The following is a 25,331-nucleotide window of genomic DNA, read 5'->3' on the forward strand; positions in this document are numbered from 1 at the left end:
CCGGCCCCCGCTCCCGCCGCGGCCAAGCCGGTCGAGAACAAGGGCTTCTTCGCGACGCTCGGCCGGATCATCTTCGGCAAGAGTTGACCGTCAAAGCCTGAAACGACGAAGCGCCGGTGGATCGCTCCACCGGCGCTTTTTCGTGCGCGGACTTCGCCGGGGCGATCAGTCCTGCGGCAGGTCTTCCGCGAGAATGGCCATCTCGAACATGAAGCTGCCGGCCTCGTCCTCGTCCTCGAAGACGACGCCGATGAACTCATCGCCGACATAGACCTCGCAGGAGTCATTGGGCTTGCCGCGCGGCTTCAGGATGATGCCGCCGGTGTTGAAGGTGCGCTTCAGGTGCGTCTCGACGCGCTTCATGTCGGCGGTGTTCATGCTCGGCCTCAGGTCTGTCGTGAAGGCGCGGACCCTAGAGAAAGCCCTGCGCGAGGGGAAGCTCGGATTGCTGTCTCCTCCCCATCGCGGATGGGGAGGGGGACCGCCGAAGGCGGTGGAGGGGTAGTCGCTTCCGCCCCTCCGTCTCGCCGCTCCGCGACGATCCACCTCGCCATGCTCCGCACGGGGAGGAGACGTCAGATCACGAAGTCGTAGACGATGTCGGCCAGCGTATGATCCATCGTCCGCGCCGGCGTCGCCTCGGTCGGGCAGTTGACCAGCCGCGCGGGCACGCCCGCCACGGTGCAGTGCGCCGGAACCGGCTTCAGCACCACCGAGCCCGAGGCCACCTTGGCGTAGTCCCCGACGGTGATATTTCCCAGCACCTTGGCCCCGGCCCCCAGCAGCACGCCCTTGCCGATCTTCGGGTGCCGGTCGCCGCGCCCGGCGCCGGTGCCGCCCAGGGTGACGTTGTGCAGCATCGACACCTCGTCGCCGACCACCGCCGTCTCGCCGATGACGATGCCGGTGCCGTGGTCGAGGAACAGGCCCGAACCCAGCCGCGCGGCCGGATGGATGTCGACCTGGAACAGTTCGGAAATCCGGCTCTGGAAATGGAAGGCGAGGGTCTCCCGGCCCTGGGTCCACAGCCAGTGGGCCACGCGCCAGGCCTGCAGCGCCTGGAAGCCCTTGAAGTAGAGGAAGGGCTGCAACAGCGTCTTGATCGCCGGATCGCGCTCGGCCACGGCCTGAAGATCGGCCTCGGCGGCGGCGACGATCGACGGATCGGCGGCGAAGGCGTCGCGGCAGACCTCGCGCACCGACATCGGCCCCAGCTCGCTGTCGCCCAGCTTGCGCCCGATCTGGAAGCTCAGGGCGCTGGCCAGATCGTCGTGGGACAGGATGACGGCGTTCATCTGCGACGCCAGATGCGGCTCGTCCCGCGCAGCCGCCTCGGCGGAAGCGCGCAGGGCCGACCAGCAGTCCGACCGCTGCGCGACGATTTCGAGCTTGGGCATCGGCCTCTCCTTCGGCGTCATCATACGCCCGCCAGCATGGCCTTCGCCAGTTCGGGCGGCAGTTCGCCTTCCCGCGCCATATGGTAGGCCCTCAGCGCCGTGGCCAGAGTGAACATGTCCCGGATCGCCCCGCTCCTGATCCCGGCCAGCAGATCGGCGAACGGCACGCGGGCCACGCGGATGATCTCGGTCGGATCGGGCGCGACCGGGACCGGCGTCAGACCCCAGGCGATCCAGGCCATGGCCCGCTCGTCGGTGACGGAGTTGCTCATCTCGGCCTTGTAGGCGGGAAACCAGTGCGCCGCCGCCAGACCCGCCTCCTCGGCCAGTTCCCGCCGCGCCCCCTCGATCGGCGCCTCGTTGAACGGCGCCCCGCCCTCCGGCATCTCCCACGACCAGTTCATCAGGGCGAACCGCTGCTGGCCCACCAGGGTCACCGTGCCGTCCTCATGCACCGGCAGCACCCCGACCGACAGATTCTTCGGCCGCATGACCACATAGTCCGCCTTCACCCCCGTGGGGGCGGTCGCGTCGTGACGCGTCAGCCGCAGCCAGGGGTTCTCGAACGTCACGGCCGAACCGGCGTCCCGCCACGGCGGCGGGCGGTCGCTTCCATCGTCCCAGGCAGGCAGCGGGCGGTCGTCGTCGAAGGTCGTGTGAGAGTCGCTCATGGCCGCGGGTATGGCGCACCGGGCCTCGCGCGCCTAGTTCAGACCCATGACCGACGCCGATCTGGGAGCCGCCCTCCCCCTGCCCGTCCCGTCCGCCGAGATGCAGGACCGCCTGGCGCGCCGCCGCTCGGCCCCGGCCCAGTCCCTGGCGGCGCCCGGCCCGACGCCCGCTGAGGTCGAACGCATCCTGCTGCTCGGCGCCCGCACCCCCGACCACGGCAAGCTCTTCCCCTGGCGGTTCGTGGTCATGGGGCCGCAGAGCCGCGCGGACCTCGCCCTCGCCCTCGCCCCCCTGGCCGCGCGCCAGCCCGACCCCGGCAAGGCCGGCAAGACCCTGGCCAAATTGACCGCCCCGCCGCTGACCATTCTCGTGCTCTCCACGCCCGTGCCCGACCACAAGGTGCCCGTCTGGGAGCAGCAGCTCTCGGCCGGCGCCGTCTGCATGAACCTCGAACACGCCGCCAATGCGCTGGGCTACGCCGCCAGCTGGATCACGGACTGGTACAGCTACGACCCCGAGGCCCTGGCCCTCTTTGACGTCCGCCCGGCCGAGCGGGTCGCGGGCTTCATCCACATCGGGACCCTGGCCGAACCGCCGCTCGAACGCCCCCGTCCGGACGTGGCGGCGCTCACCAGCTGGCGCGACTGACCCTTCAGAGGCTGAACAGGCCGAGGCTCGCCGCCGTCGCCAGCGCCATCAGGGCGGTGACCAAGACCAGCAAGGCCGTCAGCAGGTTTTCGGTCCGGTCAGGGCGGCTGCGCATGGCGACGATCTCCGCCCCCAGCCTGCCGCGATTCGGGCCTCGCTATGCGTCCCAGACGCCGCCGGCCATCCGCCGCGCCAGCAGCGGCTTGCCGAGCCAATAGGCCAGCTCCGCCGGCCGCGCGATGTCCCACACCGCCAGATCGGCGGCCTTGCCGGCCTCCAGCGTGCCGATCTCGTCCTCCAGCCCCAGCGCCCGCGCCGCAATCCGCGTCGCCCCCGCCAGCGCCTCCTCCGGCGTCAGCCTGAACTGCACGCAGGCCAGATTGATCGCCGCCGTCATCGAGGCCAGCGGCGAGGTGCCCGGATTGCAGTCCGTCGCCACCGCCATCGCCACGCCGTGTCGCCTCAGCAGATCAATGGGCGGCGGCGTGGTCTCGCGCAGCATCAGATAGGCCCCCGGCAGCAGCACGGCGACGACGCCCGCCTCGGCCATGGCCCGCACCCCGGCCTCGCCCGTGTGTTCGATGTGATCCGCCGACAGCGCGCCATATTTCGCCGCCAGCGCCGCCCCGCCCCCGTCCGACAGCTGGTCGGCGTGCAGCCTGACCGGCAGCCCCAGCGCCCGCGCCTTGTCGAACAGCCGCCCGACTTCCTCCGTCGAAAAGGCGATCGGCTCGCAATAGGCGTCGACCGCATCGACCAGCCCCCCGGCGTGCGCCGCCGGCAGTATCTCGTCCACGGCCAGATCGACATAGCGGGCCCGGTCCGCCTTCCACTCGGGCGGCACGGCGTGCAGGCCCAGATAGCTGGTGCGCACCCGCACCCCGGCCTCGCGCCCGATCCGGCGCGCGACGCGCAGCATCTTCAGCTCGCTGTCCGGGTCCAGCCCGTAGCCCGACTTGATCTCGACCGTGGTGACCCCCGTCGCCTTCAGCCCCGCCAGCCGCCCCAGCGCCGACGCATAGAGCTCATCCTCCGACGCCGCCCGCGTCGCCGCCACGGACGAGACGATGCCGCCCCCGGCCCGCGCGATCTCCTCATAGGTGGCCCCGCCCAGCCGCTGTTCGAACTCGCCCGAGCGGTCGCCGCCGAACACCAGATGCGTATGGCAGTCCACCAGCCCCGGCGTGACCCAGCGACCGTCGAGGCGGTCGGTCTCGATCGCCTCATGCGCCGGCAAATCGGCCCGGGCGCCGGCCCAGACGATGCGGCCGCTCTCAATCAGAATCGCGCCATCGTCGACCGTCCCGTACGCCTCTCCGTCCGCAACCATCGTCGCCAGCCGGCAGTCGGTGATGAGCCTGTCCGCCCGGATCATCGCGCCTCGAACCCCGCCAGCAGTTCGCAGAACCACCGCCCCGCCGTCAGCGAGCCGAGATCGCCGATCTCCAGCGACGGATCGTATTCGGTCAGATCCACGGCCCGCACCTTCGGATGCGCCCCGATCACCCGCGTCGCGTCGAAGAAATCCTGCGCCGACACCCCGCCCGGCCGCGCGCCCGGGGACGCCGGCCACTGGCTGCGGTCGATCACATCGATGTCGAAGTCGACGTAGATGACCTCGCAGAGCCCCGACAGCCGCTCCAGCTCCTCGGCCACGACCACGGCCATGCCCTGTTCCCGGCACTCCCGCGCCGTCCGCACCGATATCCCCGCCGCCTTCGCCTTCTCATGCGCCCGCTTCGTATTGGCGAACGGCGCCAGGCCCACCTGGCTGATGCGCCGCCCGTCCAGCCCGTCCTCCAGCAGCGCCTGCACCGGATTGCCGTTGGTCAGCCCCTGGTCGGTGTCCCGCAGGTCGAAATGCGCGTCCAGCGTCAGCAGCCCCGTCCGCCCCAGCCCCGGACCGTGCACGCCGGGCCGGGTGATCGCATTGTTGCCCCCGATCAGCACGGTCAGCCCGCGCGAGGCCTGCGCCGCCACCGCATCGCGCACCGGCTCAAAGGCATTGGCCGGCGTCACAGCCTTCAGCGCCAGATCGCCGGCGTCGTGGATCTTCACCTCCAGGGTCTCGCCGGTCTCGACATCATAGGTCGAGAACCGCGGCAGCACGGCCCGGAACGCCTTCGGACCGAGGTCGCACCGCCCCGGCGTCAACGACCGTTCGTTCAACCCGGCGCCGATCAGGGCGACGTCCGCGTCAGGGTGATCACCGATCAGGTCGGCGACGCTGCGCCAGCCCAGCGCGTCTGAGTCTTCCAAGGTCATGGGGTGGCAGCGTAGAGAGGCCGCCATGACGACTCAACAGACGAACACCCGCGTCATCCGCAGCCCCCGCGGCATGGAGATGACGGCCAAGACCTGGGCCGCCGAGGCCGCCCTGCGCATGCTGATGAACAACCTCGACCCGGAGGTGGCCGAGCGTCCCGAGGACCTCGTGGTCTACGGCGGCATCGGCAAGGCCGCGCGCGACTGGCCGTCATTCGACCGCATCGTCGCCGAGCTGCGCAATCTCGAGGCCGACCAGACCCTGCTGGTGCAGTCGGGCAAGCCGGTCGGCGTCTTCCGCACCCATGCCGACGCCCCCCGCGTGCTGATCGCCAACTCCAACCTGGTGCCCAAATGGGCGACCTGGGAGCATTTCAACGAACTCGATCGCAAGGGCCTCATGATGTACGGCCAGATGACGGCCGGCTCGTGGATCTACATCGGCACCCAGGGCATCGTTCAGGGGACGTACGAGACCTTCATGGAGGCCGGACGCCAGCACTATGGCGGCGACTGGTCGGGCCGCTGGATCCTGACCGCCGGCCTCGGCGGCATGGGCGGGGCCCAGCCCTTGGCCGCGACCATGGCCGGCGCCTCCTGCCTCGCCGTGGAATGCCAGCGCAGCCGCATCGAGATGCGTCTCAGGACCCGCTACCTCGACGTCATGGCCGAGACCCTCGACGAGGCCCTCGCCCTGCTCGATCAAGCAAAATCTGACGGAAAAGCCATATCTGTCGGGCTCTTGGGCAATGCGGCGGATGTTCTGCCTGAGCTGGTCCGGCGCGGAGTCCGGCCCGATCTGGTCACCGACCAGACCAGCGCCCACGACCTCGTCAACGGCTATCTGCCGCAGGGCTGGACCGTGGCGGAATGGGAGGACAAACGCGTCTCCGACCCCGAGACTGTGAAGGCCGCGGCCGCCGCCTCCTGCGCCGTCCATGTGAAGGCCATGCTCGCCTTCCAGGCCATGGGCATCCCGACCACCGACTACGGCAACAACATCCGTCAGGTCGCCTTCGACGCGGGCGTCAGCAACGCCTTCGACTTCCCCGGCTTCGTCCCCGCCTATATCCGCCCGCTGTTCTGCCGCGGCATCGGCCCCTTCCGCTGGGCCGCCCTGACCGGCGATCCGGACGACATCCGCAAGACCGATGCGGCGATGAAAAAACTGTTCCCGGACAACGCCGGCCTGCACCGCTGGCTGGACATGGCCGGCGAGCGCATCGCCTTCCAGGGCCTGCCCGCCCGCATCTGCTGGATCGGCCTCGGCGACCGCCACCGCGCCGGGCTGATGTTCAACGACATGGTCGCCTCGGGCGAGCTCAGCGGCCCCATCGTCATCGGCCGCGACCATCTTGACTCCGGCTCGGTCGCCAGCCCGAACCGCGAGACGGAATCAATGATTGACGGCTCGGACGCCGTGTCCGACTGGCCCCTGCTGAACGCCCTGCTGAACACCGCCTCGGGCGCCAGCTGGGTGTCCCTGCACCACGGCGGCGGCGTGGGCATGGGCTACTCCCAGCATTCCGGCGTGGTCATCGTCGCCGACGGCACGCCGGAAGCGGCGAAACGCCTCGAACGCGTCCTCTGGAACGACCCGGCCACCGGCGTCATGCGCCACGCCGATGCGGGCTACGAGATCGCCAAAGAGGCCGCTCGCGAACACGGTCTGAACCTGCCCTCGATGGAAGCGTAAGCCATGACCACCCTCACCATCGGCGCCGCGCCTCTCACCCTCGCCCAGTTGCGCGCCATCCTGGACGCGCCCTGCACCGTCTCCCTCGCCCCCGCCTCCTGGACCGCTGTCGAGCGCGGCGCGGCCGTGGTCGCCGCCATCGTCGCCGAGGGCCGCACCGTCTATGGCGTCAACACCGGCTTCGGCCTGCTGGCCAACACCTCCATCGCCACGGAGGATCTCGAGACGCTGCAGAAGAACCTCGTCCTCAGCCACGCCTGCGGCGTCGGCGCCCTGCTGCCCGACAACGTCGTCCGCCTGCTGATGGTGCTGAAGATCGCCTCGCTGTCGAAGGGGGCGTCTGGCATCCGCCGCCGGACGCTCGAGGCCCTGATCGCCCTGGTCAACGCCGACGTCCTGCCCTGCATACCGTCCAAGGGTTCGGTCGGCGCCTCGGGCGACCTCGCCCCGCTGGCCCATATGTCCTGCGTCCTGATCGGCGTCGGCGAGGCCCGGCACGACGGCAAGACCCTGTCCGCCGAGGACGCCCTCGCCCGCGTCGGCCTCAAGCCGCTGGTCCTCGGCCCCAAGGAAGGCCTCGCCCTGCTCAACGGCACCCAGTGCTCGACGGCGCTCGCCCTGGCCGGCCTGTTCGCCGCCGAAGCCGCCTTCGCCGCCGGCATCGCCGCCGGGGCCCTGTCGGTCGATGCGCTCAAGGGCTCCGACGCCCCCTTCGACGCGCGCATCCACGCCCTGCGCGGCCAGCCCGGCCAGATCGCCGTCGCCGCCCGCCTGCGCGCCCTGATGGCCGGTTCGGCCATCCGCGACAGCCACCGCCACGACTGCGCCAAGGTCCAGGACCCCTATTCCCTGCGCTGTCAGCCCCAGGTCATGGGCGCCGTGCTGGACGTGCTGCGCAACGCCGCCGCGACGCTCGAATGCGAGGCCAACGCCGTGACCGACAATCCGCTGGTCTTCATCGACGACGGCGACGTCATATCCGGCGGCAATTTTCACGCCGAACCCGTCGCTTTCGCTGCCGATATGATCGCCATGGCCCTGTGCGAGATCGGCAATATCTCCGAGCGCCGCACCTCCATCCTCGTCGACCCCAAGATGAGCGAACTGCCCGCCTTCCTGGTCAAGGAATCCGGTCTCAACTCCGGCTTCATGATCGCCCAGGTCACCGCCGCCGCCCTCGTCGCCGAGAACCGGATGGTCGCCCACCCCTGCAGCATCGACACCGTGCCCACCTCCGCCAACCAGGAGGATCACGTCTCCATGGCCACCCACGGCGCCCGGCGCCTGCTGGACATGGCAGAGAACACGGCGGCCGTGGTCGGCATCGAACTGCTGGCCGCCGCCCAGGGCATCGAATTCCACCGCCCCCTGACCTCATCCCCCGATCTGGAAAAGGTCTGGGCCATCGTCCGCGAGGCCGCCGCCGCCTACGGCTCCGACCACTATTTCGCGCCGGACATCGCCAGGGCTACGGATGGCGTCCGGGCGGGCCGCTACCGGGCGTTCGCGGGGGACCTGCTGCCGTCGGCCTGACCTCAGCGGGATGAGAAACAGTGTCTTCTCGCCCCCGATCTTTCCGCCCCTTTGGACCCGGAAGCGACCCTTTCGACCCCTCGAGTGCGAGCCAGTTTGCGCCTTCTCCCGACCTGCGACCGAAAACGACGCAGCGGCGTGCATCAATGCCTGATCGCCCACGGGCGCGGTCTTTGACACGCTGAACTCACCCGACAGGACCGCACGCAGGCCTGCCGATCCCCGCCGACGGCACACCCCGGCCGTCGCCGCGAAACGCGGCGCAATTTTTCGGCTGAAATCGTGTCTTCTCGCCCCTGCCGAAGCGCCTTCAGCCCTGCAAAGGCGCCCGCCGCAGGGCCGTCAGATTGGCCGAGCCGGTGCAGAAGCAGACGGTGCGCATCTGCCGGATCACCGTCTGGAAATGCTCGACCACCGCCTCGGTCGAGACCATGGCGGCGGTCAGCACGCCCGCCGCCTGACCGACCATATCCGCACCCAGCCGGATCGCCTTGGCCGCCTCGACCCCGTCGCGGATCCCGCCTGAGCCGATGATCAGACCCCTGGGACAGGCCGACCGGACCTCGGCGATGGCCCGCGCCGAGGGTATGCCCCAGTCGGCGAAGGCGGCGGCATGGGCCTTGTCGGCCTCGCCCCCGGCCCGCTCGCCCTCGACCGTGGCCCAGTTGGAGCCGCCGGCCCCGGCCACATCGACCGCCGCCACCCCCATGGCGAACAGCCGTCTGGCCGTAGCCGCTGAAATCCCGGCCCCGGTCTCCTTGACCACCACCGGCGCGTCGATCGCCTTGACCAGCGCCTCCAGCGCCGCGCCCACGCCCCACCAGTCGCGGTCGCCCTCGGGCTGGCAGGCCTCCTGCAGCGGGTTCAGGTGCACGATCAGGGCGTCGGCGGCGATCATGTCCAGCACCCGCCGCGCCTCGTCGACGCCGAAGCCGCGGGTCAGCTGGGCGGCGCCGATATTGGCCAGGATCGGGGTGTCGGGCGCCTTGAGCCGCAGCGCCATGTCCAGCCCGGGCGTCGCGCCGTCCGCGTCCAGCGCCGCCCGCTGCGACCCGACTGCGAGGGCGATGCCCAGATGCTGCGCCGCCTCTGCCAGCCGGGCGTTGATCGCCTCGGCCCGCGCCGGCCCGCCCGTCATGGAGCTGATCAACAGCGGCGCCTTCAGCCGCCGCCCGAGGAAGTCCGTGCCCAGATCGATCTTGCCGTGATCCAGATCGGGCAAGGCCTCATGCACGAAGCGGACCTCGCCGAAGCCGTTGGCCAGCCCGTGGGTCGCCAGACCCGCCAGGATGACGTCGAGATGCTGATCCTTGCGGTTCACGATGTCGGACACGCCGTCACTCTACGCGTCCGGCGGACCTTGGGCGATCCCTTACGGCTGTTTCTCGACGTTCAGCGCATAGGCGCCGGTCTGGCCCTGCTGGAAGGTGCCGGCGCGGACCTCGTAGACGCCGTCCGCAGGCGCGGTCCATTCCAGCTTGGCGTGGGTGTCCGACAGGCTGTCGTCGTCCGATCCCAGCACTTCAAACGATCCGTCCGCCTGCTCTCGCCCGACGACCAGGAAGCTGTCGACCTCGTTGGAGACCATGGTGATCAGCAGCTTCTCGTCTTCCTTCAGGGTCACCCGATAGGCGTCGTAGAAGCTGTTGTCCTGGGCGGTGGCGTCGGCCTCGGTCAGGATGCCCCGCGCCGTGGCGCCGACCAGAACGCTGCCCGGCAGCGGCTGCGGTCCGCGGTCGTTGAGCTCAAGCGCGTAGAGGCCTTTTCCGTCCGATCCCAGCGGCGAGACCCGCAGCACATAGTCGCCGTCTTCGGGCAGGGTGTAGCTGAGCCGGGAATCCGTCCCCTCGCCCAGACCGTCGTCATCGGAGGCCAGGGCCTCGAACTCGGCCCCCGCGCGCCCGACCTGCAGATAGGTGTCGAAATCGCCGGACCGCATGATCGCCTGCACCCGCTGGCCGGCGACGCCGCTGAAGGCGAAGGCGTCATAGCCGCGGTCCTCGCTGTCCTTCGGATCGGTCTCGCTGATCTCACCCTGGATCGGCGAGCCGAAAGCCAGCGCCTCGGGCGCCTTTTCCGGCTCGACCTCGGTGACCGACAGCGAATAGGCGCCCGTGGCTTCAGAGAAGGCCCGCGCCTCGATGAAATAGACGCCGGTGCGAGGCAGGGTGAAGATCAGCCGCGAATTGGTGCCCTCGGCCGCGCCGTCGTCGTCCTCGGCGAGGCTGACGCGACCGGCGTCGAACAGCTCGACATAGGTGTCGAACGCCTCCGAGCTCATGTCGATGCGGATCCGCTGACCCTCCTGGCCCGAGAACCGGTAGGTGTCGGCGGTGGAGCCGCCGACGCCGTTGCCGTCACCCTCGGCCAGCGAGCCCTCGACCGAGCCCCCGATCTCGATGGCTTGGGCGGCCGCCAGTTCCGGCCCCCGCGCCAGCGCCAGCGTATAGGCGCCCTCGTCACCCGGGCTCAGCGGCGTCGCCCGGATGATGTAGTCGCCGCTCGTCTCCGCCGTGAAGATCAGGCGCGAATTGAGGCCCGTCTCCAGGGTGTCGTCGTTCATGGCCAGTTCGTTGAACTCGCCCGCCCGCATCTGACCGACCCGGACGACCGGATCGAAGGCCTCGGAGGTCAGGTCGATGGTGAACCGGTCCCCTTCGCGGGCCCGGAAGGCGTAGGCGTCATAGGCCTGGCCGCCGTCGCTCTCCGGATCGCCGGCCGTCAGCGCGCCCCGGATCGACTGGCCGACCCGGATGCCCGTGGGCCGCGGCGCACGACCCGCCGGCGGGCGTTGCGTCAGACCGAGGGTATAGGCGCCGCCCTCGACGCCCGACAGCGTGCGGGCCCGAAGCACATAGGTCCCGGCCAGATCCGCCGTGAAACGGAGCCGCGAATGGGTGCCCTCGCCGAGCCCGTCGTCGTCGCTGGCCATGGCCTCGGCGTCGCCCTGGTGGAACACCTCGAGATAGGCGTCGAAATCGTCGGCGCGCATGACCGCTTCCAGCCTCTGGCCGGCGCGGGCCCGGATCAGATAGTCGTCATAGCGATAGGCGTCTTCCGCCGCGGTGGCGTCGCCCTCCGCGATCTGGCCCTCGACGGTCCGGCCGGGCGAGAGGGTCTCGGCCTGCTGGGCCAGCGCCGGCGTCGCAACCGACAACGCCAGCAGACTGACGGCGGCAAGAATGGTCTGACGGCGCATGGATATCCCCCTGAATGCGACTCCGATCATAGACGCCGAACCGCGCCCTCTGTAAATCGCGGCAACCGCACGATTCCTGACGACCGGAGCCGAAATCCATGACGGCCGACCCCGCCCGCGCGACCCTGATCGACGGCAAGGCCTTCGCCGCCGGCCTCGTGGAGCGCGTGGCCGCCGCCTCGGCGCGGCTGGAAGCGGCGCATGGCGTCAAGCCCGGCCTGGCCGTCGTCATCGTCGGCGAAGACCCGGCCAGCCAGGTCTATGTCCGCAACAAGGGCGAAACGACCCAGCGCGCCGGCATGCGGTCGGACACCCACCGCCTTGTGGATACGACCTCGCAGGCGGACCTGCTGGCCCTGATCACCGAGCTGAACGCCGACGCCGGCATCCACGGCATCCTGGTCCAGCTGCCCCTGCCCGGCCACATCGACGCCTCCGCCGTGCTGGACGCCATTGATCCGGACAAGGATGTGGACGGGTTTCACGTCGTCAACGCCGGACGGCTGGCCATCGGCCTGCCCGGGCTGGTCCCCTGCACGCCGCTGGGCTGCCTGATGCTGCTGAAGGCCGAACTGGGCGACCTGTCCGGACTGAACGCCGTCATCGTCGGGCGTTCCAACATCGTCGGCAAGCCGATGGCGCAGTTGCTGCTGGCCGAAAGCTGCACCGTGACCGTGGCCCATTCCCGCACCCGCGACCTCCCGGCCCTGTGCCGCACCGCCGACATCCTGGTCGCCGCCGTCGGCCGGCCGGAGATGGTGCGCGGCGACTGGATCAAGCCGGGCGCGACCGTCATCGACGTGGGAATTAACCGCGTGCCGTCCCGTGATCCGGTCAAGGCGGCCGAGGGCAAGACCCGGCTGGTGGGCGACGTCGCCTTCGCCGAGGCCGCCGAGGTCGCCGGGCGGATCACGCCGGTGCCCGGAGGCGTCGGGCCGATGACCATCGCCTGCCTGCTGGCCAACACCTATACGGCCGCTTGCCGGTCCGTCGGCGTCACGCCTGAAGCCCTGGACGCTTGAACCCTCGCCGTTGAACCCCGATAGTCAGGCTCTGGCCTGTCAGGAGACGTCGATGATCCGCTTCTCGCCCCGTGTTTCGGCCCTCGCAGCCGTTGTGATTCTGACGCCCGCCATGGCGGGCTGCGGGATCAACGCCATTCCGACCAAGGAGGAGGCGGCCAAGGCGAGATGGGCCGATGTCCAGTCGCAGTATCAGCGCCGTGCCGATCTGGTGCCCAGTCTGGTCGCCACGGTGCAGGGCGCGGCCATCGCCGAACGCACCACCCTGACCCAGGTGATCGAGGCCCGGGCCCAGGCCACGGGCGTGACGGTGACGCCCGAGACGCTGAACGACCCGGCCGCCTTCCAGCGCTATCAGGCCGCCCAGGGCCAGCTCTCGCAGGCGCTGTCGCGACTCTTGCTGGTCGTGGAGCGCTATCCGGAGCTGAAGTCGAACCAGAATTTCATCGCCCTGCAGTCCCAGCTTGAAGGCACTGAGAACCGCATCGCCATCGCGCGGCGCGACTACAATGAGGCCGTGCGCGACTACAACACCTCGCTGCGGACCTTCCCGACGGTGATCTGGGCCAACACCATCCACGGCGGGTCCGAGCCGATGCAGCTGTTCTCGGCCACCGAGGCGGCCCAATCGGCGCCGGGCGTGAATTTTGACGCCCTGAACCCGGCCCAGCCCGGCGGAGCGGCGCCGGCCGCCGCACCCGGCGCGGCCCCGCCCGCGGCGCCGGCGGCGCAGTGATCCGCACCCTTCCGGGTTCCCTTGTGAACAGGGCCGCAGGCCTGATGGCGGCCCTGCTGGCCGTCGTCTGGCTGGCGGCGGTCGCCCCGGCCCTGGCCGCGGGCCCGACCTTTCCGCTCCTGAACGGACGGGTGATCGATCACGGCGATCTTGTCTCCGACGCCAAGGAGCTGGCCCTGGCGGCCAAGCTGGAGGCGCTGGAGCGCGACACGACCGATCAGCTCGTGGTCGTCACCGTGCCCGACCTTCAGGGCTATGAGATCGAGGAATACGGCTATCAGCTGGGCCGCGCCTGGGGCATCGGCCAGGCGGACAAGAACAATGGCGTCCTGCTCATCGTCGCGCCCCGCGAACGCAAGGTCCGGATCGAGGTCGGCTACGGGCTGGAACCCGTACTGACTGACGCCCTGTCGGCCCTGATCATCCAGAACGAGATCCTGCCCTCCTTCCGCGAAGGCTATTTCGAGCGCGGCATCGAACAGGGCGTGGACGCCATCGACCGCCAGTTGCGGCTGGACCCGGCCGAGGCGCAGGCCCGCGCCGCGGCGGCGGAACGGCCCCGGTCCGAGGCGCCCATCGGCGTCGGCGTGGTGATCGCCGTGATCTTCATCCTGATGATTCTGGCCATGATCGGCGGCGCCGGAGGGCGGGGCCGCCGACGGCCAAGCGGGGTCGGTCCCATACTGCTCTGGGCCGCGGCCGAGGCGCTGAAAAGCAGCGGCCGCGGCGGCGGCGGCGGATTTGGCGGCGGCGGTTTCGGAGGCGGCGGCGGGAGTTTCGGCGGCGGGGGAGCATCCGGCGGATGGTGATCAAGCTGACTCCCCAGGTTCAGAGCCGTATCGGCGACGCGATCGCGGCGGCCGAGGCGAAGACCTCGGGCGAAATCTTCTGTGTTCTGGCGCGACAGGTTTCGTCCTATCGCGACATTTCGCTCGGCTGGGCGGCGGCCGCGGCCCTGTTGCTGCCGCTGGGTCTGATCCCGTTCGGCTTCGATCCGGCCTGGATTCCGGGACTGGGCGACGGCTGGCAGGCCGCCCATCTCTCTTCCACCGACGTCGTCGTGGGCCAGTCGCTGGCCGCCTACGCCCTGATCCAGTCGGCGGTTTTCGTCACCGTCTTCATGCTGACCTCGATCCCGGGCGTCCGGCGGATCGTCACGCCGCGCAGCGTCCGCCGGGCCCGGGTGCGCCGGGCGGCCATGGAGCAGTTTCTGGCCCACGGCCTGCACATCACGCGGGAGCGGACCGGCGTGCTCATCTTCGCCGCCCTCTCGGACCACCAGGTCGAGGTCGTCGCCGATGAGGGAATCTACAGCAAGGTCGACCACGCCGTCTGGGCCGACGCCGTCGAGGCGCTCGTCAAGGGGATGAAGAACAATGACCCGGCCGCCGGGTTCGAGACTGCGATCGGCCTGTGCGCCGACGTTCTGGCCGAACATTTTCCGCCCGGGCACTCAAATCCCAATGAGGTCGAGGATCGCCTGGTCCTGATCTGAACCAAGGTCGTCCTTCGCCGCTTTGGTGTCGTATTCCCCGTGGTATTGGCCTGACCGCCGCCCGGCCCCTTCCCAGGACGTCATGCCCCGTCTGCTGACCTACAATGTCCACCGCTGCGTCGGAGTCGATCGCAAGCTCGACCTGGCCCGTATCGTGGGCGTGATCGCCGAGCATGAGCCGGACATCGTCTGCCTGCAGGAGCTGGACGTCGGCCGGGCGCGCACGGGCTACGTCGATCAGGCCCAGGCGATCGCCGACGGCCTGGCCATGACCTTCCATTTCCACGCCGCCATGCGGGTTGAGGCCGAACAGTACGGCGACGCCGTCCTGACCCTGCGGCCCGAGCGACTGGTGAAGTCCGGCCCCCTGCCATCCATTCGAGGGGTGCCGGGTCTCGAGCCGCGCGGAGCCATCTGGGCGGCGATCGACTTCGACGGCGTCGAACTGAATGTCATCAACACCCACCTCGGCCTCGTACCCCGCGAACAGAGGCTGCAGGCGGCGGCGCTGGTCGGATCCGACTGGCTGGGCCATCCGGACTGTGTCGGGCCGACCCTGCTTACCGGCGACTTCAACGCGACCTCGGTCACCCGACCGTATCAGACGCTGGCCCGACGGCTGGCCGACTGTCAGCGCAGTCTCGGGCTGAAGCCGTCGGTCAAGACGTTTCCGTCCAGCTTTCCGGCCATCCGCATCGACCATTGCTTCACCAGTCCGGAGCTGAGGGTTACGGCGGTGAAGGCCCCCTTCTCTCCCCTGGCGAGAATGGCGTCGGACCATCTTCCGCTGATCGTCGATTTCGAGATCAGGGCTCCCTAGGGGCGGGCAGGGTGCGGTGCGACCGGCTGCGTCGCTTCCAGGGGCGGAAGGCGTCCCGCGTCGAGGTCGGATCGCCCAGCTGGAACTCCGCAATGATGCGCTCGACCCGCGAGGGCGGCTCCGCCCCGAGCACCTTCATCCGGCCGGTGTCGAACTGGTGGATCGCCTCGCCCACCGTTCCGGTGACGGCCTCGACCGCGCCGAAGGCCTCTCCGCCGATGCCGATCCAGTGGCCGATGGTGCGATGGCGAAACCGGCGAATGGCGTCCCGACCCGCAGCGTCCGCGGGCTCGGCCGCGATATCGCATTCGGTGTCGAAGCCGAACGACCGGTTGTTCAGATTGGTGGAGCCGATCCGCAGCACGGCGTCGTCATAGATCGAGACCTTGGCGTGGACGATGATCCGCTCGCCTTCGCGCGTGTGGGGGGTGAAGGCGAAGAAGCGATTGTGCCGGTCGGCCTGTTCCAGTCGGAACAGGACCTCGGACCGGGCCGTGTCCATGGTGATGCGATCGAACCAGCTCGGGCTGGTTCCGGTCGAGACCAGCACGATTTCAGGCCCGTCCGCATCCCCCAGCCGTGCGGCCAACGCCTCGGCGATGGCCGGCGAGGTGAAATACTGGTTCTCCATATAGATCAGGCGTTTGGCGCGCCGGATAGCGTCGAGGTGAAGGGCCTCGTTCTCGCGGACCTCGGCCCGCCCGGCCGCGGCCGGCTCGGTGCGGGCGATGGCCACAGGCGTCCCGTGCAGATCGGGCTCAAGACCGTCCGGCCAGGGATCGCCGTCGGCCTCGTCAGGGATGGTCCGCTCGCCCGTTGACCGGAACCAGCGTTCCCGCGCCAGGTCGCCCAACGCCCTCGCGGCGGCTCCGTCCATGACCGCCATCACCTCATGACGGGGCGGCGGGATCAGGCCCGACGGCTGACATCGACGCGGATCGCCGTCCAGATGTTCCTCGGAATCCCATCGATCGGTTGAGATGTCGCCACCGCCGCAGAAAGCCACGGCGTCGTCGATGATGATGACCTTCTGGTGGTGGCAGGCGCCGAAGGCCGGCGGCGGATCGAGCCGGAACTCCACCATCCGCTTGCGGAACCAGACCTGGGCCTTGTGGGGATAGAAACCTTGGGACGCGGCGATCAGAAGGGGCGATTTCCAGATCAGCAGCCGGACGTCCAGATCGGGATGGGCCTTCACCAGCATGCGAAGCTGGTGCCCGATCTGGGCCTGATGATCGTCAGGGGAGGTGTGGGGATCCAGCCGCGTACGAGGATCGAACTGCCAGCCCAGGATGACGACCGATCGCCGCGCCTTGCCCAGCGCCGACCGCAGGGCGTCAAAATAGGCCGCGTTTTCCATCAGAACGGCGAACCGGTCCGCCGTCTCGACCCGCCAACAATTGCGGCCGGGCGTCAGCAGGCTGTGGCTCTGGTCGTGCCCCGGTTCGTTCATGGCGCAGGTCTGGCCGATTCGCGTGACGGCGATGAGCGCCCCAAGCTCTACAGGACGCACGCCGACGACTTCCGTTCCATGGCGGGGCGCATCGGGTCAATGGTGACGCTTTGTTCATGTGGAGCAGGATTGTCCGAACGCGGTTTTGGGCGCATAAGAACCGCCGTCAGTCGGACAGGGGAGATCGGCGATGCAAGCGCTGATCGAGTTCATCGCAGGGTTCGTCGCCATGTTGGCCGCTGCGGCCCTGTCGCAGTTCGGCGTCGACCTTGACTCGCGTCAGACGCCCCAGCGTGAAATCCACCGCGTGCGTGATTGCGGCGACAGCCCGTCCGCCGCAGTGCTCGCCGCATCGACCGAGCGCAAGCAGGACTGCTGATCCGCAAGGATCGACTGTCCCCGGAATCATACAGCCTCGACTTTGCGCGCCGCGATTGACTCGTTAGGGTCGAAACGTCCTATCGCGCGTCAGCTGTCGACGCGCACCGTGACGAGATCGCCGCTCCATGAAATCACCCCGTCAACGGCCCGCGATGAACCTGACCGAACCGGAATCGGCGGCGCTGGTCGCCGAGCCGTTGCTGGAATCCGACGATCTGTCGCTCGCGGCCAAGGATCCGGCCGCCGGCGAGCGGCCCATGTCCGAACGCCGACGGCGCCGCCTTGCCGATGAGCAGCGTCGCGCAGAGGAACGGGCGCTGGCCGAAGCCGGGCGTGCCGCGCCGCCCCCGGCCGTCACGCCCGAGCTCGCGGTATCAGCGGATGCGCCGCCGGTTGCCTATGAGCCGACCCCTGCCCCGGTTCGAACCCGGGGCCGAGAGAATTCTCCTCCCTCCGGCCGTCACGCCTATGTGGTCGCCGGCGTCGCCTCGGCGCTCTGGGTCGGCGGCGTGGCCGCATGGCTCGCCTTCGAAGTGGGTTCGGGGGCCGTCGAGCTGGAGCCGCTGCGGCTGGCCGTCTATGCGCTGATCGCGCTTGCGCCTGCGGGCATGGCCATCATGCTGGCCCACGCCGTGCGCCAGGGCGCCGGGCTTGCGGTGGAGACCCGTCGCGCCCGCGAACTGGCCGAGGCCCTGATCGCCCCGACCGCTCTGGCGGCCCAGCAGACCGGAGACGTTCTGCACTCGCTGCGCAACGATATCGACCAGGCGTCTCTGGCGGCCGAACGCGCCCGCAACGACATGGCCCTGCTGCGGGAGGCCCTGTCGCAGGAGACGACCCGGCTGAACGAGGCCGCCGAGACCGCCGGACGCACTGCGCGCCGCCTCGCTGAACAATTGGGCGACGAGCGTGGGAAGATGCAGGATCTGGCCAAACAGATGGACAGTCAGGCTTCCGGCGTGATCGACGCCGTCGAGCGGCAGTCCCGGATGGTGGTGGACGCGTCCGACCTGGCCCAGACCCAGCTTCGGGAGGCCGAAGCCGCCCTGGCCGCCCGCGCCGCCGACCTTGCCGCCGCCGCCAGCGAAGCCCAGGACGCCGCCCGCGTCGCCGCCGACGACCTCGCGCGTCAGACCCTGCGGCTCGAGAACGCGGGATCCGGCGTCGCAGAGCAGATCCAGTCGGTCGAGGAAGGCCTGGGCCAGCAGCGCGCCGCCCTGGTCACCGCCGCCTATGCCCTGCGCACCGACCAGGAAGACTTTTCGGCCCAGGTCGAGAGCCAGCGCGCCCAGTTGAGCGAGCAGCTGTCCGCGACCCGGAGCGCCGCTGGAGAGCTCGGCGAGACCTCGACCCGGACAACCGAGACCATCAAGGATCTGGTCGAGGCCGCGACCGACCAGTTCCGGGCCCTGGTTGAAATGTCCCAGCGCGAGGCCGACGGCTTCGACGCGGCGACGAAACTCGCGCTCGACCGGTTCGAGGCCCTGGCGGCCGAGGCCCGCGACGCCCTCGTCGAGGAAACCCGGTCCGCGCTGTCGGCGCTGCAAGCCACGGCGGAGGAATCGCGCGAGGCCGCGAGCCAGGCGGCCGAGCAGGCCCAGGTTCGCGCCGATCGACTGGGCGAGGCGCTGTTTGAGGCGGCGCAGAAGGCCGATCAGGCGGCGGACGCCCGCGTCGACACAGCCCGCAAGATCGTCATCCAGACCAGCGAGCTGGTCGATGAGGCCGGGGATCGGGCGCTTGAACGCCTTGAATCGACGGTCGAACGGATGAACGCCGCCCTCGCCCAGATCGACGAGACCATCGGCGATCTGGATGAACGCGCCGCCCGCCTGCCCGAGGAGGCCCAGAAGCGGGTTGAGGCCGTCCGGGCCTCGGTCGAGGAAGGTCTGACCGCCCTGGCCGCCGCCTCGCAGAAGGCCGCCGCTGACACAGAGGCGCTGGACGCCGGCTTCCAGGAGCGGGTGCGGCGCAACTACGACATGCTGACCGAGGCCGTCCGGCTGATGGGGGTCGTATCGGGCGACACGCCGGCGCTGCGGCGGCGCGAGCCGGTCCCCGCGTCTGCGCCGGGTCCCGTCGAGGCCGACAGCGGACGGGCCCGGCCTGTCAGGGGAGAGGAGCCGCGCGCCTTCGGGCTGCGGGGACGGTTGAAGCTGGAGCCCATGCCCGGATCGGGCGCGCCCGTGAGCGATCGGCTGGACTGGAATGATCTGGTCGATGACGGCCCCGGCGAGGCGCCGCTGGATCTCGATACGCCTGTCATGCCGGCCGAGGCCGCGGAGGCGCTGGAAGAGCGGATCACCGCCGCGATCCGGCGTATGGGCGTGGATCCGAACGCCCTCCTGCCCCGCTCCCGGGTCGAGGAAGCGGCGCAGGCGGTGGCCGAGCGGGATCCGGACCGGGCCCGCCAGATCGTGCGACGGGTGGCGCCGGCGGCGGTCCGCAGCGTCTCGCGCCGCGTGCTGACCGACCCCGACCTGCGAGCGGACGCGGAAGCCTATGTCCGCGGCTTCTCGCGCGATCTCGCCACCCGCGCCGGAGCCAACGACGGGCCCGGCATCCTGGGGCGTCTGACCTCGGACGGCGGACGGGCGTTCATGCTGCTGGATGCGGCCGTGGGCGATCTCGCCTGACGCGGGAATTTCACCCCCGCCGGAGCCCTCCATGGCGATTGCGCCTTGACGTCGGGGTCCGGGTGACGACACCGTGCCGGTCAGTGTCACGCTTCTGTCATATACAGGCCGGTCATGCTTGAACCTAAGGACGAGGCCGCCCCGGACTTCCGGCCGGCGCTCGTCATTTGCGCCTGGGACGTCGATGAAACGGGCTGGGACCCGGTCGAGGATCTGTCCGGCGCGCCCTGGAACCCGGTCGGCGCCCGGACCGTGGCGGTGGCCGCAGGCGAGCCCGAGGCGCTGGCGGCCGTTCTGTCCGCCCATCTCGAAGACCGAAGCTGCCGGGGCCTGCTGCTGGTCGGACGCACGCGGCGCAGCGACGCCTTCCGGCTACAGATCCGGGCCGAAAACCGGTCCCTGGACGGCGGTCGGCTGGACGTCGTGGGGCCAGGCATGGCGAGGGCGACCGCGCCGGTCGCCGACATCGTTCGGTCGCTGAACGAGGCCGGCCTGGCCGCCGAGGCCAGTTCCGAATCCGAGGAGGATGTCGGCAGCTATCTGCTGTACCGCATCCTGTCCGGCCTGCCGGACGGTCCGGATACGCCGTCGATCGGGCTGTTGCGCGCACCCGAGCGTGAGACGGACGCGGCGGTTCAGCGGGCGGTCAAGGCCGCGGCCCAGGCCATGGCGCATCACCTGCCGCCCCTGCCCCGCTCCCGCGCCAACTGATCGCGCAGGGGGATGGCGGCCAGAAGGCCCGCGCCGGCCAGCGCCGCCATGGCCCAGTAGCCGCCCGCGCCAAAGCGATCGTACAGGGGGCCCGACACGGCCGTCGCCAGGCCGATCAACACCCCGGCGGACAGGACCGAACTGAGCATCTGCGCCGCCGTATGGGTGTCCGGCGGCGAGAGGCGTTCGACCAGTTGCACCCCCGCAAGGAAGGTGGCGGCGAACGTCAGGGCGTGCAGGGCCTGCAAGGGCCAGAGCAACCAGAGGGGCGGCGCCAGCGCCATGACGCCCCAGCGCAGGATGGCGGCGGCCGAGCCGACCATCAGCAGGCTCCAGGGGCCTATGCCGACCCGACGCCGCCACGGCTCGAAGAACCACATCAATGCGATCTCGACCACGACGCCGAAGGCCCAGAGCTGGCCGGTGACGGCCTCGCTGATGCCTTGCGCCTTCCACAGGATGGCGGAGAAGCCGTACTGGAAGGCATGGGCGGCCTGGACCGCGCCGACGGCGAAGATCGTCGTCAGAAAGACGGGATCGCCCAGCAACCGGCCCAGTCCCCGGAAGCGCTCCCGGCCCAGGATCGGCGCGCCGTCGGCCACGGGTTCGGGCGGCAGGGCCAGGATGGCGGCGGCGGTGAAGCCCAGGGACGCGACCACGATCCAGACGATGATCCCGTCGACCGAGGTCGCCAGCAGGAGCAGGCCCATGCCGATATTGGCGACCACGAAGGCGGCGGAGCCTACCCCTCGGGGCAGGGCGAAGGTGAAGCCGAGGCGCGACGCGAGGCGCAGGGTCATCACATCGGTCAGGGGCACGAGCACCCCCATGGCCGTCGCCCCGATGAACCAGCCGGCGGCGCGCAGGGCGAAGCCGTCGGCGAGGCCCGCGAGGCCGTAGCCCAGCGCCATGACCAGGCCGAGCAGCGCGATCGGCGTGCGCCTGAGCCGGAAGCCGTCGGCCCAGACGGCCAGCAGGGGTCCGGTGACGATTCGCGCCAGCATCGGCGCCGCCAGCACGGTTCCGATCTGGGCCCCGCTCAACCCCTGCGCGCTCAGCCACAGCCCTGCAAACGGAAGGCTCACGCCGGTGGCGCCAAAGAGCAACACATACTGCAGGGCCATGCGCTGGGCGGCGTTCATGGTGGCGGAATAGCAGACGCACGGGATTCTGTCGGCTAGCGTCCGGGGATGAACGCGACTCGCAATCTGGCGGCCTTCGCGGCGCTGAACGGAGCGCTCGCCGTCCTGATCGGGGCGTTCGCGGCGCATGGCGCGGGACCGCAGGTCAAGACCCTGCTGACCACGGGCGGCCACTACCAGATGGTCCATGCCGTGCTGGCCCTGGTCTGCGCCGTCTGGCCGGGCCGCGACCGGCTGGTCGTCCTGGCCGGATGGCTGTCGGCGGTCGGGGGCCTGGTGTTTTGCCTCGCCCTCTCAGCCGTCGCCCTGTTAAGCCTGACGGCGATGGGTGCAATCGCACCGATCGGCGGCCTGCTGATGATCGCGGCTTGGCTTTTGCTGTTCATTGCCGCATTGCGGTCACAATCAACACCCGCCTGACGGCGCAAACGAAACCGATTACCCGTATGGCCTTCCCTGCGCCCGAAACTCCCCGTCGCGACCTGTTCCCGGAAATCGAGCCCTATGCGACCGGCTTCATGCCGACCGGCGGGGTGCACGAGATCTACTATGAGGAATGCGGCAACCCGCAGGGCCTTCCGGTCGTCGTGTTGCACGGCGGACCCGGCGGCGCGGTCAATCCGGGCATGCGGCGCTATTTCGATCCGGCGAAATACCGGATCGTGCTGTTCGACCAGCGCGGCTGCGGCAAGAGCCGGCCCAATGCGTCGCTGGAGGACAACACCACCTGGACGCTGATCGAGGACATCGAGCGCCTTCGCGAGCTGCTCGGCATCGACAAATGGGTCGTGTTCGGCGGCAGCTGGGGTTCGACCCTGTCCATGGCCTACGCCATCACCCATCCCGAGCGGGCCGAGGCGCTGGTGCTGCGCGGCATCTTCCTGCTGACCAAGCCGGAACTGCACTGGTTCTATCAGGATGGCGCTTCGAACATCTTCCCGGACGCCTGGGAGAGGTTCCTCGCGCCGATCCCCGAGGATGAGCGCCACGACCTTATGGGCGCCTACTACAAGCGGCTGATCGGCGACGACAGGGCGGAGCGCGAGCGCTGCGCCGTCGCCTGGTCGAGCTGGGAAGGCGAGACCGTCAGCGTCGAGGGTCCCGACGCACGGCCGGACAAGTTCGCCGAGCCCGAGTTCGCCGTCGCCTTCGCCCGTATCGAATGCTGGTACTTCATGAACGGCGGCTTCTTCCCCGAAGAGGGATGGCTGCTGAAGAACATCAGCCGGATCAAACACATCCCCTGCTGGATCGCCCAGGGCCGCTTCGACGTGGTGACGCCGATCACCAGCGCATGGTCGCTGCACCGGGCCTGGCCCGAGGCGAAGCTGGACATCATCAAGGACGCCGGCCACGCCTCCAGCGAGCCCGGCATCGTCGACAGTCTGGTGCGGGCCACGGACTGGGCCGCCTCCCTCTGAGCCGACAGACGGACGGGGTCGAGAAGACACCCTCCGCACCGGAAAAATGCGACGGCTGATTCCGCGCAGGCCCGCCGACCGGGGCATTCTGTTCTACCGCGCCTGACGGCGGCGCGGGCGGCATGTTCAAGGCTGTCAAAGACCGGCCCGGCGGGCGTTTGTCCAGTATGCAGATCGCTACGTCAGAACCGGTCGCATCGCGGTTTCGCGGCTGGTTCAGGCGGCGACGGTTGGGGCGGGAAGGTCGGAATCGGGACCGGCAGGGGCGAGAAGATACGGGGCGAGAAGACACTGTTTGAGGACAGGTCGAAACGTACCGATCACTTCGGGCTGGTCTTCCTGACCAGTTCGGAAAGCTGGAAGCCGATGCGGCGGGCCTCGCGTTCCTCGGGCTTCTTGCGGGCGTCGAGCAGGACATTGATCTGGCCATAGTGCTGGATCAGACGCACCGGCTTGCCGTCCGAGTTCTTGCCGAGAAACATGATGAAGTCCGGCCCCCAGAAGCCGAGGTCCTCGATCGACATGGTGCCGTCGCCGGGCAGGCCGACGATGCGGGCGCCGATCTCGTCGTCCTTGTCGAGCCCCTTCTCGAAATCCTCGATCAGCTTGGACAGGCGGACGAAGGCCCATTCCGCGGGGTTCTCGCGCATCTGCACCCCGTCCATCAGGGCGGCGGTGCGCTCCGGCGTCGTCGCGGGCAGGCCGGGCTTCGGGCAGGGCTTGTCGCCCCAGTCGGGCACGAAGGCAGGCGGGGCGTCGGGGGTCGGTTCGGGCTTGTCTGTCATACCCGCACCGTAACGCCCCCTCCCCGCTATGGGGAGGGAGAAGCGGCGGCGTCCTAGAACAACCCATGCCCCTTGGGCAGTTCGGCGTAGCGGTGAACGCGCGTGGACAGGATCAGGCCGAAGCCGAACATGACGGTCATCATGGACGATCCGCCATGGGACAGCAGGGGCATCGGCACACCGACGACCGGCGCCAGACCCATGACCATGGCGCCGTTGATGAGGACAAACAGGGCGAAGAAGGCGGTCATTCCGGCGGCGGCGATGCGGCCGAAATGGCTGTGGGCCAGGGACGCGATGCGCAGGGCGATCAGGATGATGGCGATGTAGCAGGCCAGGACTGCGAACGAGCCGACGAAGCCGAACTCCTCCGCCACCGTAGAGAAGATGAAGTCCGTATGCCGTTCCGGCAGGAACTCCAGCTGGCTCTGGCTGCCCAGCCCGTAACCCTTGCCCAGCACGCCGCCCGACCCGAGGGCGATCTTGGACTGGATGATATTGTAACCCGTGCCGGACGGGTCGGACTCGGGGCTGAGGAAGGTCAGCACGCGGTTCCGCTGGTATTCCTTCATGCCGAACATGACGAAGGGCGGGATGATGGCCGCGGCGGCGATGGCGCCGGCGGCGATAACCCGCCAGCTGAGCCCGGCCACGACCATGACGGCGCCCCCGGTCAGGCCGATGATCATGGCCGATCCGAGGTCGGGCTGCTTGGCCACCAGGATGAAGGGCACGCCGATCAGGGCCGCCGGAAACAGCAGCTTCCAGGACCAACGGGCCTCCTGCGCCGTATGGCTGTGGTACCAGCGCGCCAGGGCCAGGACCAGGCCGAGCTTCATGAACTCCGCCGGCTGGATGCGGATGAAGCCGAGATTCAGCCAGTTTCTGGCGCCGCCCGCCACATAGCCGAGCGGGGTGAATTCTATCATCAGAACCAGCAGGAGCAGGAAGCCGTAGAGCGGATAGGCTCCGCGGAACCACCATTTCGGATGCACCATGGCCAGTACGAGCATGACCACGAGCAAGGCGCCGAAGCGGATGGCGTGATTAAGGGCCCATGGCCGCCACTCCCCGCCCGCGATCGAATAGAGCATGGCGGTGCCGACAAAGGCGACCACACACAGCAGGCCGACCAGACGCCAGTCCAGTTCGGTGATCTTGGTCGAGAGGCGGTCGCGTTCGCCGGGACGGGTCAGGGCGGAGGCGGTCATTGGGGCGGCTCCGCCAGATAGGGGCGCGGTCCGCTGGTCGCGGTCGGGGCGCGGCGCGGCGCCGGAGCCGCCACTTCGTCGGCTGCGGCGCCCGTGACCTCGCCGCCG

The 25,331-nt window shown here is 69.6% G+C and carries 24 protein-coding genes; 13 read left to right on the forward strand and 11 right to left on the reverse strand.

Translation table 11 applies throughout. The annotated features are described in order from the left end of the window. Positions 1-165: 165 nt before the first annotated feature. From QQJ79_RS10250 to QQJ79_RS10260, 3 genes are all read right to left on the reverse strand, one after another. Positions 166-378, reverse strand: a complete 213-nt coding sequence (locus QQJ79_RS10250) for a DUF3126 family protein (RefSeq protein ID WP_055832479.1) — start codon at positions 376-378, stop codon at positions 166-168. Positions 379-575: 197 nt separating this feature from the next. Further along, a complete protein-coding gene (cysE, locus tag QQJ79_RS10255; protein WP_284222834.1) occupies positions 576-1,397 on the reverse strand; it encodes a serine O-acetyltransferase in 822 nt (273 codons plus the stop codon). A gap of 20 nt (positions 1,398-1,417) precedes the next feature. After that, on the reverse strand, positions 1,418-2,068 hold the full coding sequence (locus tag QQJ79_RS10260) for an NUDIX domain-containing protein (protein WP_284222835.1): 651 nt from the start codon (positions 2,066-2,068) through the stop codon (positions 1,418-1,420). 46 nt (positions 2,069-2,114) lie between these two features. Between QQJ79_RS10260 and QQJ79_RS10265 the strand changes: the two genes are divergently transcribed. Continuing rightward, positions 2,115-2,717: a nitroreductase family protein gene (locus QQJ79_RS10265; RefSeq protein WP_284222836.1), complete on the forward strand. Its 603-nt coding sequence runs from the start codon at positions 2,115-2,117 to the stop codon at positions 2,715-2,717. A 157-nt stretch (positions 2,718-2,874) separates the two neighbouring features. On the opposite strand, the gene hutI is transcribed toward QQJ79_RS10265, so the two are convergent. Both hutI and QQJ79_RS10275 read right to left on the reverse strand, forming a co-directional pair. Beyond that, on the reverse strand, positions 2,875-4,089 hold the full coding sequence (gene hutI / locus QQJ79_RS10270) for an imidazolonepropionase (RefSeq protein WP_284222856.1): 1,215 nt from the start codon (positions 4,087-4,089) through the stop codon (positions 2,875-2,877). Then, positions 4,089-4,982, reverse strand: coding sequence for an agmatinase family protein (locus QQJ79_RS10275; protein WP_284222837.1), 894 nt, complete (start codon positions 4,980-4,982; stop codon positions 4,089-4,091). Before QQJ79_RS10275 ends, hutI begins: the two co-directional genes overlap by 1 nt. A gap of 25 nt (positions 4,983-5,007) precedes the next feature. Between QQJ79_RS10275 and hutU the strand changes: the two genes are divergently transcribed. Together hutU and hutH are read left to right on the forward strand one after the other, a co-directional pair. Continuing rightward, positions 5,008-6,678 (forward strand): urocanate hydratase, encoded by a 1,671-nt coding sequence (gene hutU / locus QQJ79_RS10280; RefSeq protein ID WP_284222838.1) that lies wholly within the window; start codon positions 5,008-5,010, stop codon positions 6,676-6,678. Between the two features lie 3 nt (positions 6,679-6,681). Further along, positions 6,682-8,211 carry a histidine ammonia-lyase gene (gene hutH / locus QQJ79_RS10285; protein WP_284222839.1) on the forward strand — a complete coding sequence of 510 codons (1,530 nt, stop codon included), beginning with the start codon at positions 6,682-6,684 and terminating at the stop codon, positions 8,209-8,211. 310 nt (positions 8,212-8,521) lie between these two features. Here hutH and fni read toward each other — a convergent pair whose 3' ends face one another. Both fni and QQJ79_RS10295 read right to left on the reverse strand, forming a co-directional pair. Then, the gene (gene fni / locus QQJ79_RS10290) at positions 8,522-9,544 is read right to left on the reverse strand and encodes a type 2 isopentenyl-diphosphate Delta-isomerase (protein WP_284222840.1); all 1,023 of its coding nucleotides are present in this window, start codon (positions 9,542-9,544) and stop codon (positions 8,522-8,524) included. A 39-nt stretch (positions 9,545-9,583) separates the two neighbouring features. Next, complete coding sequence (locus tag QQJ79_RS10295; protein WP_284222841.1) at positions 9,584-11,410, reverse strand: PPC domain-containing protein; 1,827 nt, start codon at positions 11,408-11,410, stop codon at positions 9,584-9,586. A gap of 98 nt (positions 11,411-11,508) precedes the next feature. Between QQJ79_RS10295 and folD the strand changes: the two genes are divergently transcribed. The 5 genes from folD to QQJ79_RS10320 all read left to right on the forward strand — a co-directional run bounded on the left by folD (position 11,509) and on the right by QQJ79_RS10320 (position 15,483). Next, positions 11,509-12,432 carry a bifunctional methylenetetrahydrofolate dehydrogenase/methenyltetrahydrofolate cyclohydrolase FolD gene (folD, locus tag QQJ79_RS10300; RefSeq protein WP_284222842.1) on the forward strand — a complete coding sequence of 308 codons (924 nt, stop codon included), beginning with the start codon at positions 11,509-11,511 and terminating at the stop codon, positions 12,430-12,432. A gap of 52 nt (positions 12,433-12,484) precedes the next feature. Beyond that, positions 12,485-13,168 carry a LemA family protein gene (locus QQJ79_RS10305; RefSeq protein WP_284222843.1) on the forward strand — a complete coding sequence of 228 codons (684 nt, stop codon included), beginning with the start codon at positions 12,485-12,487 and terminating at the stop codon, positions 13,166-13,168. A 23-nt stretch (positions 13,169-13,191) separates the two neighbouring features. Further along, entirely contained in the window at positions 13,192-13,977 is a 786-nt protein-coding gene (locus tag QQJ79_RS10310) for a TPM domain-containing protein (protein ID WP_284222844.1), read from the forward strand. Next, a complete protein-coding gene (locus QQJ79_RS10315; protein WP_284222845.1) occupies positions 13,971-14,663 on the forward strand; it encodes a TPM domain-containing protein in 693 nt (230 codons plus the stop codon). Before QQJ79_RS10310 ends, QQJ79_RS10315 begins: the two co-directional genes overlap by 7 nt. 82 nt (positions 14,664-14,745) lie before the next feature. Then, entirely contained in the window at positions 14,746-15,483 is a 738-nt protein-coding gene (locus QQJ79_RS10320) for an endonuclease/exonuclease/phosphatase family protein (protein ID WP_284222846.1), read from the forward strand. On the opposite strand, the gene QQJ79_RS10325 is transcribed toward QQJ79_RS10320, so the two are convergent. After that, positions 15,470-16,936, reverse strand: a complete 1,467-nt coding sequence (locus tag QQJ79_RS10325) for a phospholipase D-like domain-containing protein (RefSeq protein WP_284222847.1) — start codon at positions 16,934-16,936, stop codon at positions 15,470-15,472. The genes QQJ79_RS10320 and QQJ79_RS10325 overlap by 14 nt on opposite strands. Positions 16,937-17,126: 190 nt before the next feature. On the opposite strand from QQJ79_RS10325, the gene QQJ79_RS10330 reads away from it, so the two are divergent. The 3 genes from QQJ79_RS10330 to QQJ79_RS10340 all read left to right on the forward strand — a co-directional run bounded on the left by QQJ79_RS10330 (position 17,127) and on the right by QQJ79_RS10340 (position 20,664). After that, positions 17,127-17,315, forward strand: a complete 189-nt coding sequence (locus QQJ79_RS10330; protein WP_284222848.1) for a hypothetical protein — start codon at positions 17,127-17,129, stop codon at positions 17,313-17,315. Between the two features lie 127 nt (positions 17,316-17,442). Beyond that, a complete protein-coding gene (locus QQJ79_RS10335) occupies positions 17,443-19,953 on the forward strand; it encodes a coiled-coil domain-containing protein (protein ID WP_284222849.1) in 2,511 nt (836 codons plus the stop codon). 114 nt (positions 19,954-20,067) lie between these two features. Continuing rightward, a complete protein-coding gene (locus tag QQJ79_RS10340; protein WP_284222850.1) occupies positions 20,068-20,664 on the forward strand; it encodes a hypothetical protein in 597 nt (198 codons plus the stop codon). Here QQJ79_RS10340 and QQJ79_RS10345 read toward each other — a convergent pair. Further along, a complete protein-coding gene (locus QQJ79_RS10345; protein WP_284222851.1) occupies positions 20,628-21,806 on the reverse strand; it encodes an MFS transporter in 1,179 nt (392 codons plus the stop codon). The genes QQJ79_RS10340 and QQJ79_RS10345 overlap by 37 nt on opposite strands. A gap of 48 nt (positions 21,807-21,854) precedes the next feature. Between QQJ79_RS10345 and QQJ79_RS10350 the strand changes: the two genes are divergently transcribed. Next, complete coding sequence (locus QQJ79_RS10350; protein ID WP_284222852.1) at positions 21,855-22,226, forward strand: DUF423 domain-containing protein; 372 nt, start codon at positions 21,855-21,857, stop codon at positions 22,224-22,226. Between the two features lie 26 nt (positions 22,227-22,252). After that, complete coding sequence (gene pip, locus QQJ79_RS10355; protein ID WP_284222853.1) at positions 22,253-23,227, forward strand: prolyl aminopeptidase; 975 nt, start codon at positions 22,253-22,255, stop codon at positions 23,225-23,227. Between the two features lie 320 nt (positions 23,228-23,547). Here pip and QQJ79_RS10360 read toward each other — a convergent pair whose 3' ends face one another. Continuing rightward, positions 23,548-24,012, reverse strand: a complete 465-nt coding sequence (locus QQJ79_RS10360; RefSeq protein WP_284222854.1) for a DUF6173 family protein — start codon at positions 24,010-24,012, stop codon at positions 23,548-23,550. Positions 24,013-24,065: 53 nt separating this feature from the next. After that, entirely contained in the window at positions 24,066-25,223 is a 1,158-nt protein-coding gene (gene rodA, locus QQJ79_RS10365; RefSeq protein ID WP_284222855.1) for a rod shape-determining protein RodA, read from the reverse strand. Positions 25,224-25,331 lie beyond the last annotated feature (108 nt).

Source organism: Brevundimonas denitrificans (genome assembly GCF_030160755.1).
Classification (GTDB): domain Bacteria; phylum Pseudomonadota; class Alphaproteobacteria; order Caulobacterales; family Caulobacteraceae; genus Brevundimonas; species Brevundimonas denitrificans.

Excerpts from the sequence above, each read along its gene's own strand:
- QQJ79_RS10250 (WP_055832479.1), bottom strand. The coding sequence starts at position 378 with ATGAACACCGCCGACATGAAGCGCGTCGAGACGCACCTGAAGCGCACC.
- cysE (WP_284222834.1), bottom strand. The coding sequence starts at position 1,397 with ATGCCCAAGCTCGAAATCGTCGCGCAGCGGTCGGACTGCTGGTCGGCC.
- QQJ79_RS10260 (WP_284222835.1), bottom strand. The coding sequence starts at position 2,068 with ATGAGCGACTCTCACACGACCTTCGACGACGACCGCCCGCTGCCTGCC.
- QQJ79_RS10265 (WP_284222836.1), top strand. The coding sequence starts at position 2,115 with ATGACCGACGCCGATCTGGGAGCCGCCCTCCCCCTGCCCGTCCCGTCC.
- QQJ79_RS10275 (WP_284222837.1), bottom strand. The coding sequence starts at position 4,982 with ATGACCTTGGAAGACTCAGACGCGCTGGGCTGGCGCAGCGTCGCCGAC.
- hutU (WP_284222838.1), top strand. The coding sequence starts at position 5,008 with ATGACGACTCAACAGACGAACACCCGCGTCATCCGCAGCCCCCGCGGC.
- hutH (WP_284222839.1), top strand. The coding sequence starts at position 6,682 with ATGACCACCCTCACCATCGGCGCCGCGCCTCTCACCCTCGCCCAGTTG.
- QQJ79_RS10295 (WP_284222841.1), bottom strand. The coding sequence starts at position 11,410 with ATGCGCCGTCAGACCATTCTTGCCGCCGTCAGTCTGCTGGCGTTGTCG.
- folD (WP_284222842.1), top strand. The coding sequence starts at position 11,509 with ATGACGGCCGACCCCGCCCGCGCGACCCTGATCGACGGCAAGGCCTTC.
- QQJ79_RS10305 (WP_284222843.1), top strand. The coding sequence starts at position 12,485 with ATGATCCGCTTCTCGCCCCGTGTTTCGGCCCTCGCAGCCGTTGTGATT.
- QQJ79_RS10315 (WP_284222845.1), top strand. The coding sequence starts at position 13,971 with ATGGTGATCAAGCTGACTCCCCAGGTTCAGAGCCGTATCGGCGACGCG.
- QQJ79_RS10320 (WP_284222846.1), top strand. The coding sequence starts at position 14,746 with ATGCCCCGTCTGCTGACCTACAATGTCCACCGCTGCGTCGGAGTCGAT.
- QQJ79_RS10325 (WP_284222847.1), bottom strand. The coding sequence starts at position 16,936 with ATGAACGAACCGGGGCACGACCAGAGCCACAGCCTGCTGACGCCCGGC.
- QQJ79_RS10330 (WP_284222848.1), top strand. The coding sequence starts at position 17,127 with ATGCAAGCGCTGATCGAGTTCATCGCAGGGTTCGTCGCCATGTTGGCC.
- QQJ79_RS10335 (WP_284222849.1), top strand. The coding sequence starts at position 17,443 with ATGAAATCACCCCGTCAACGGCCCGCGATGAACCTGACCGAACCGGAA.
- QQJ79_RS10340 (WP_284222850.1), top strand. The coding sequence starts at position 20,068 with ATGCTTGAACCTAAGGACGAGGCCGCCCCGGACTTCCGGCCGGCGCTC.
- QQJ79_RS10345 (WP_284222851.1), bottom strand. The coding sequence starts at position 21,806 with ATGAACGCCGCCCAGCGCATGGCCCTGCAGTATGTGTTGCTCTTTGGC.
- QQJ79_RS10350 (WP_284222852.1), top strand. The coding sequence starts at position 21,855 with ATGAACGCGACTCGCAATCTGGCGGCCTTCGCGGCGCTGAACGGAGCG.
- pip (WP_284222853.1), top strand. The coding sequence starts at position 22,253 with ATGGCCTTCCCTGCGCCCGAAACTCCCCGTCGCGACCTGTTCCCGGAA.
- QQJ79_RS10360 (WP_284222854.1), bottom strand. The coding sequence starts at position 24,012 with ATGACAGACAAGCCCGAACCGACCCCCGACGCCCCGCCTGCCTTCGTG.
- rodA (WP_284222855.1), bottom strand. The coding sequence starts at position 25,223 with ATGACCGCCTCCGCCCTGACCCGTCCCGGCGAACGCGACCGCCTCTCG.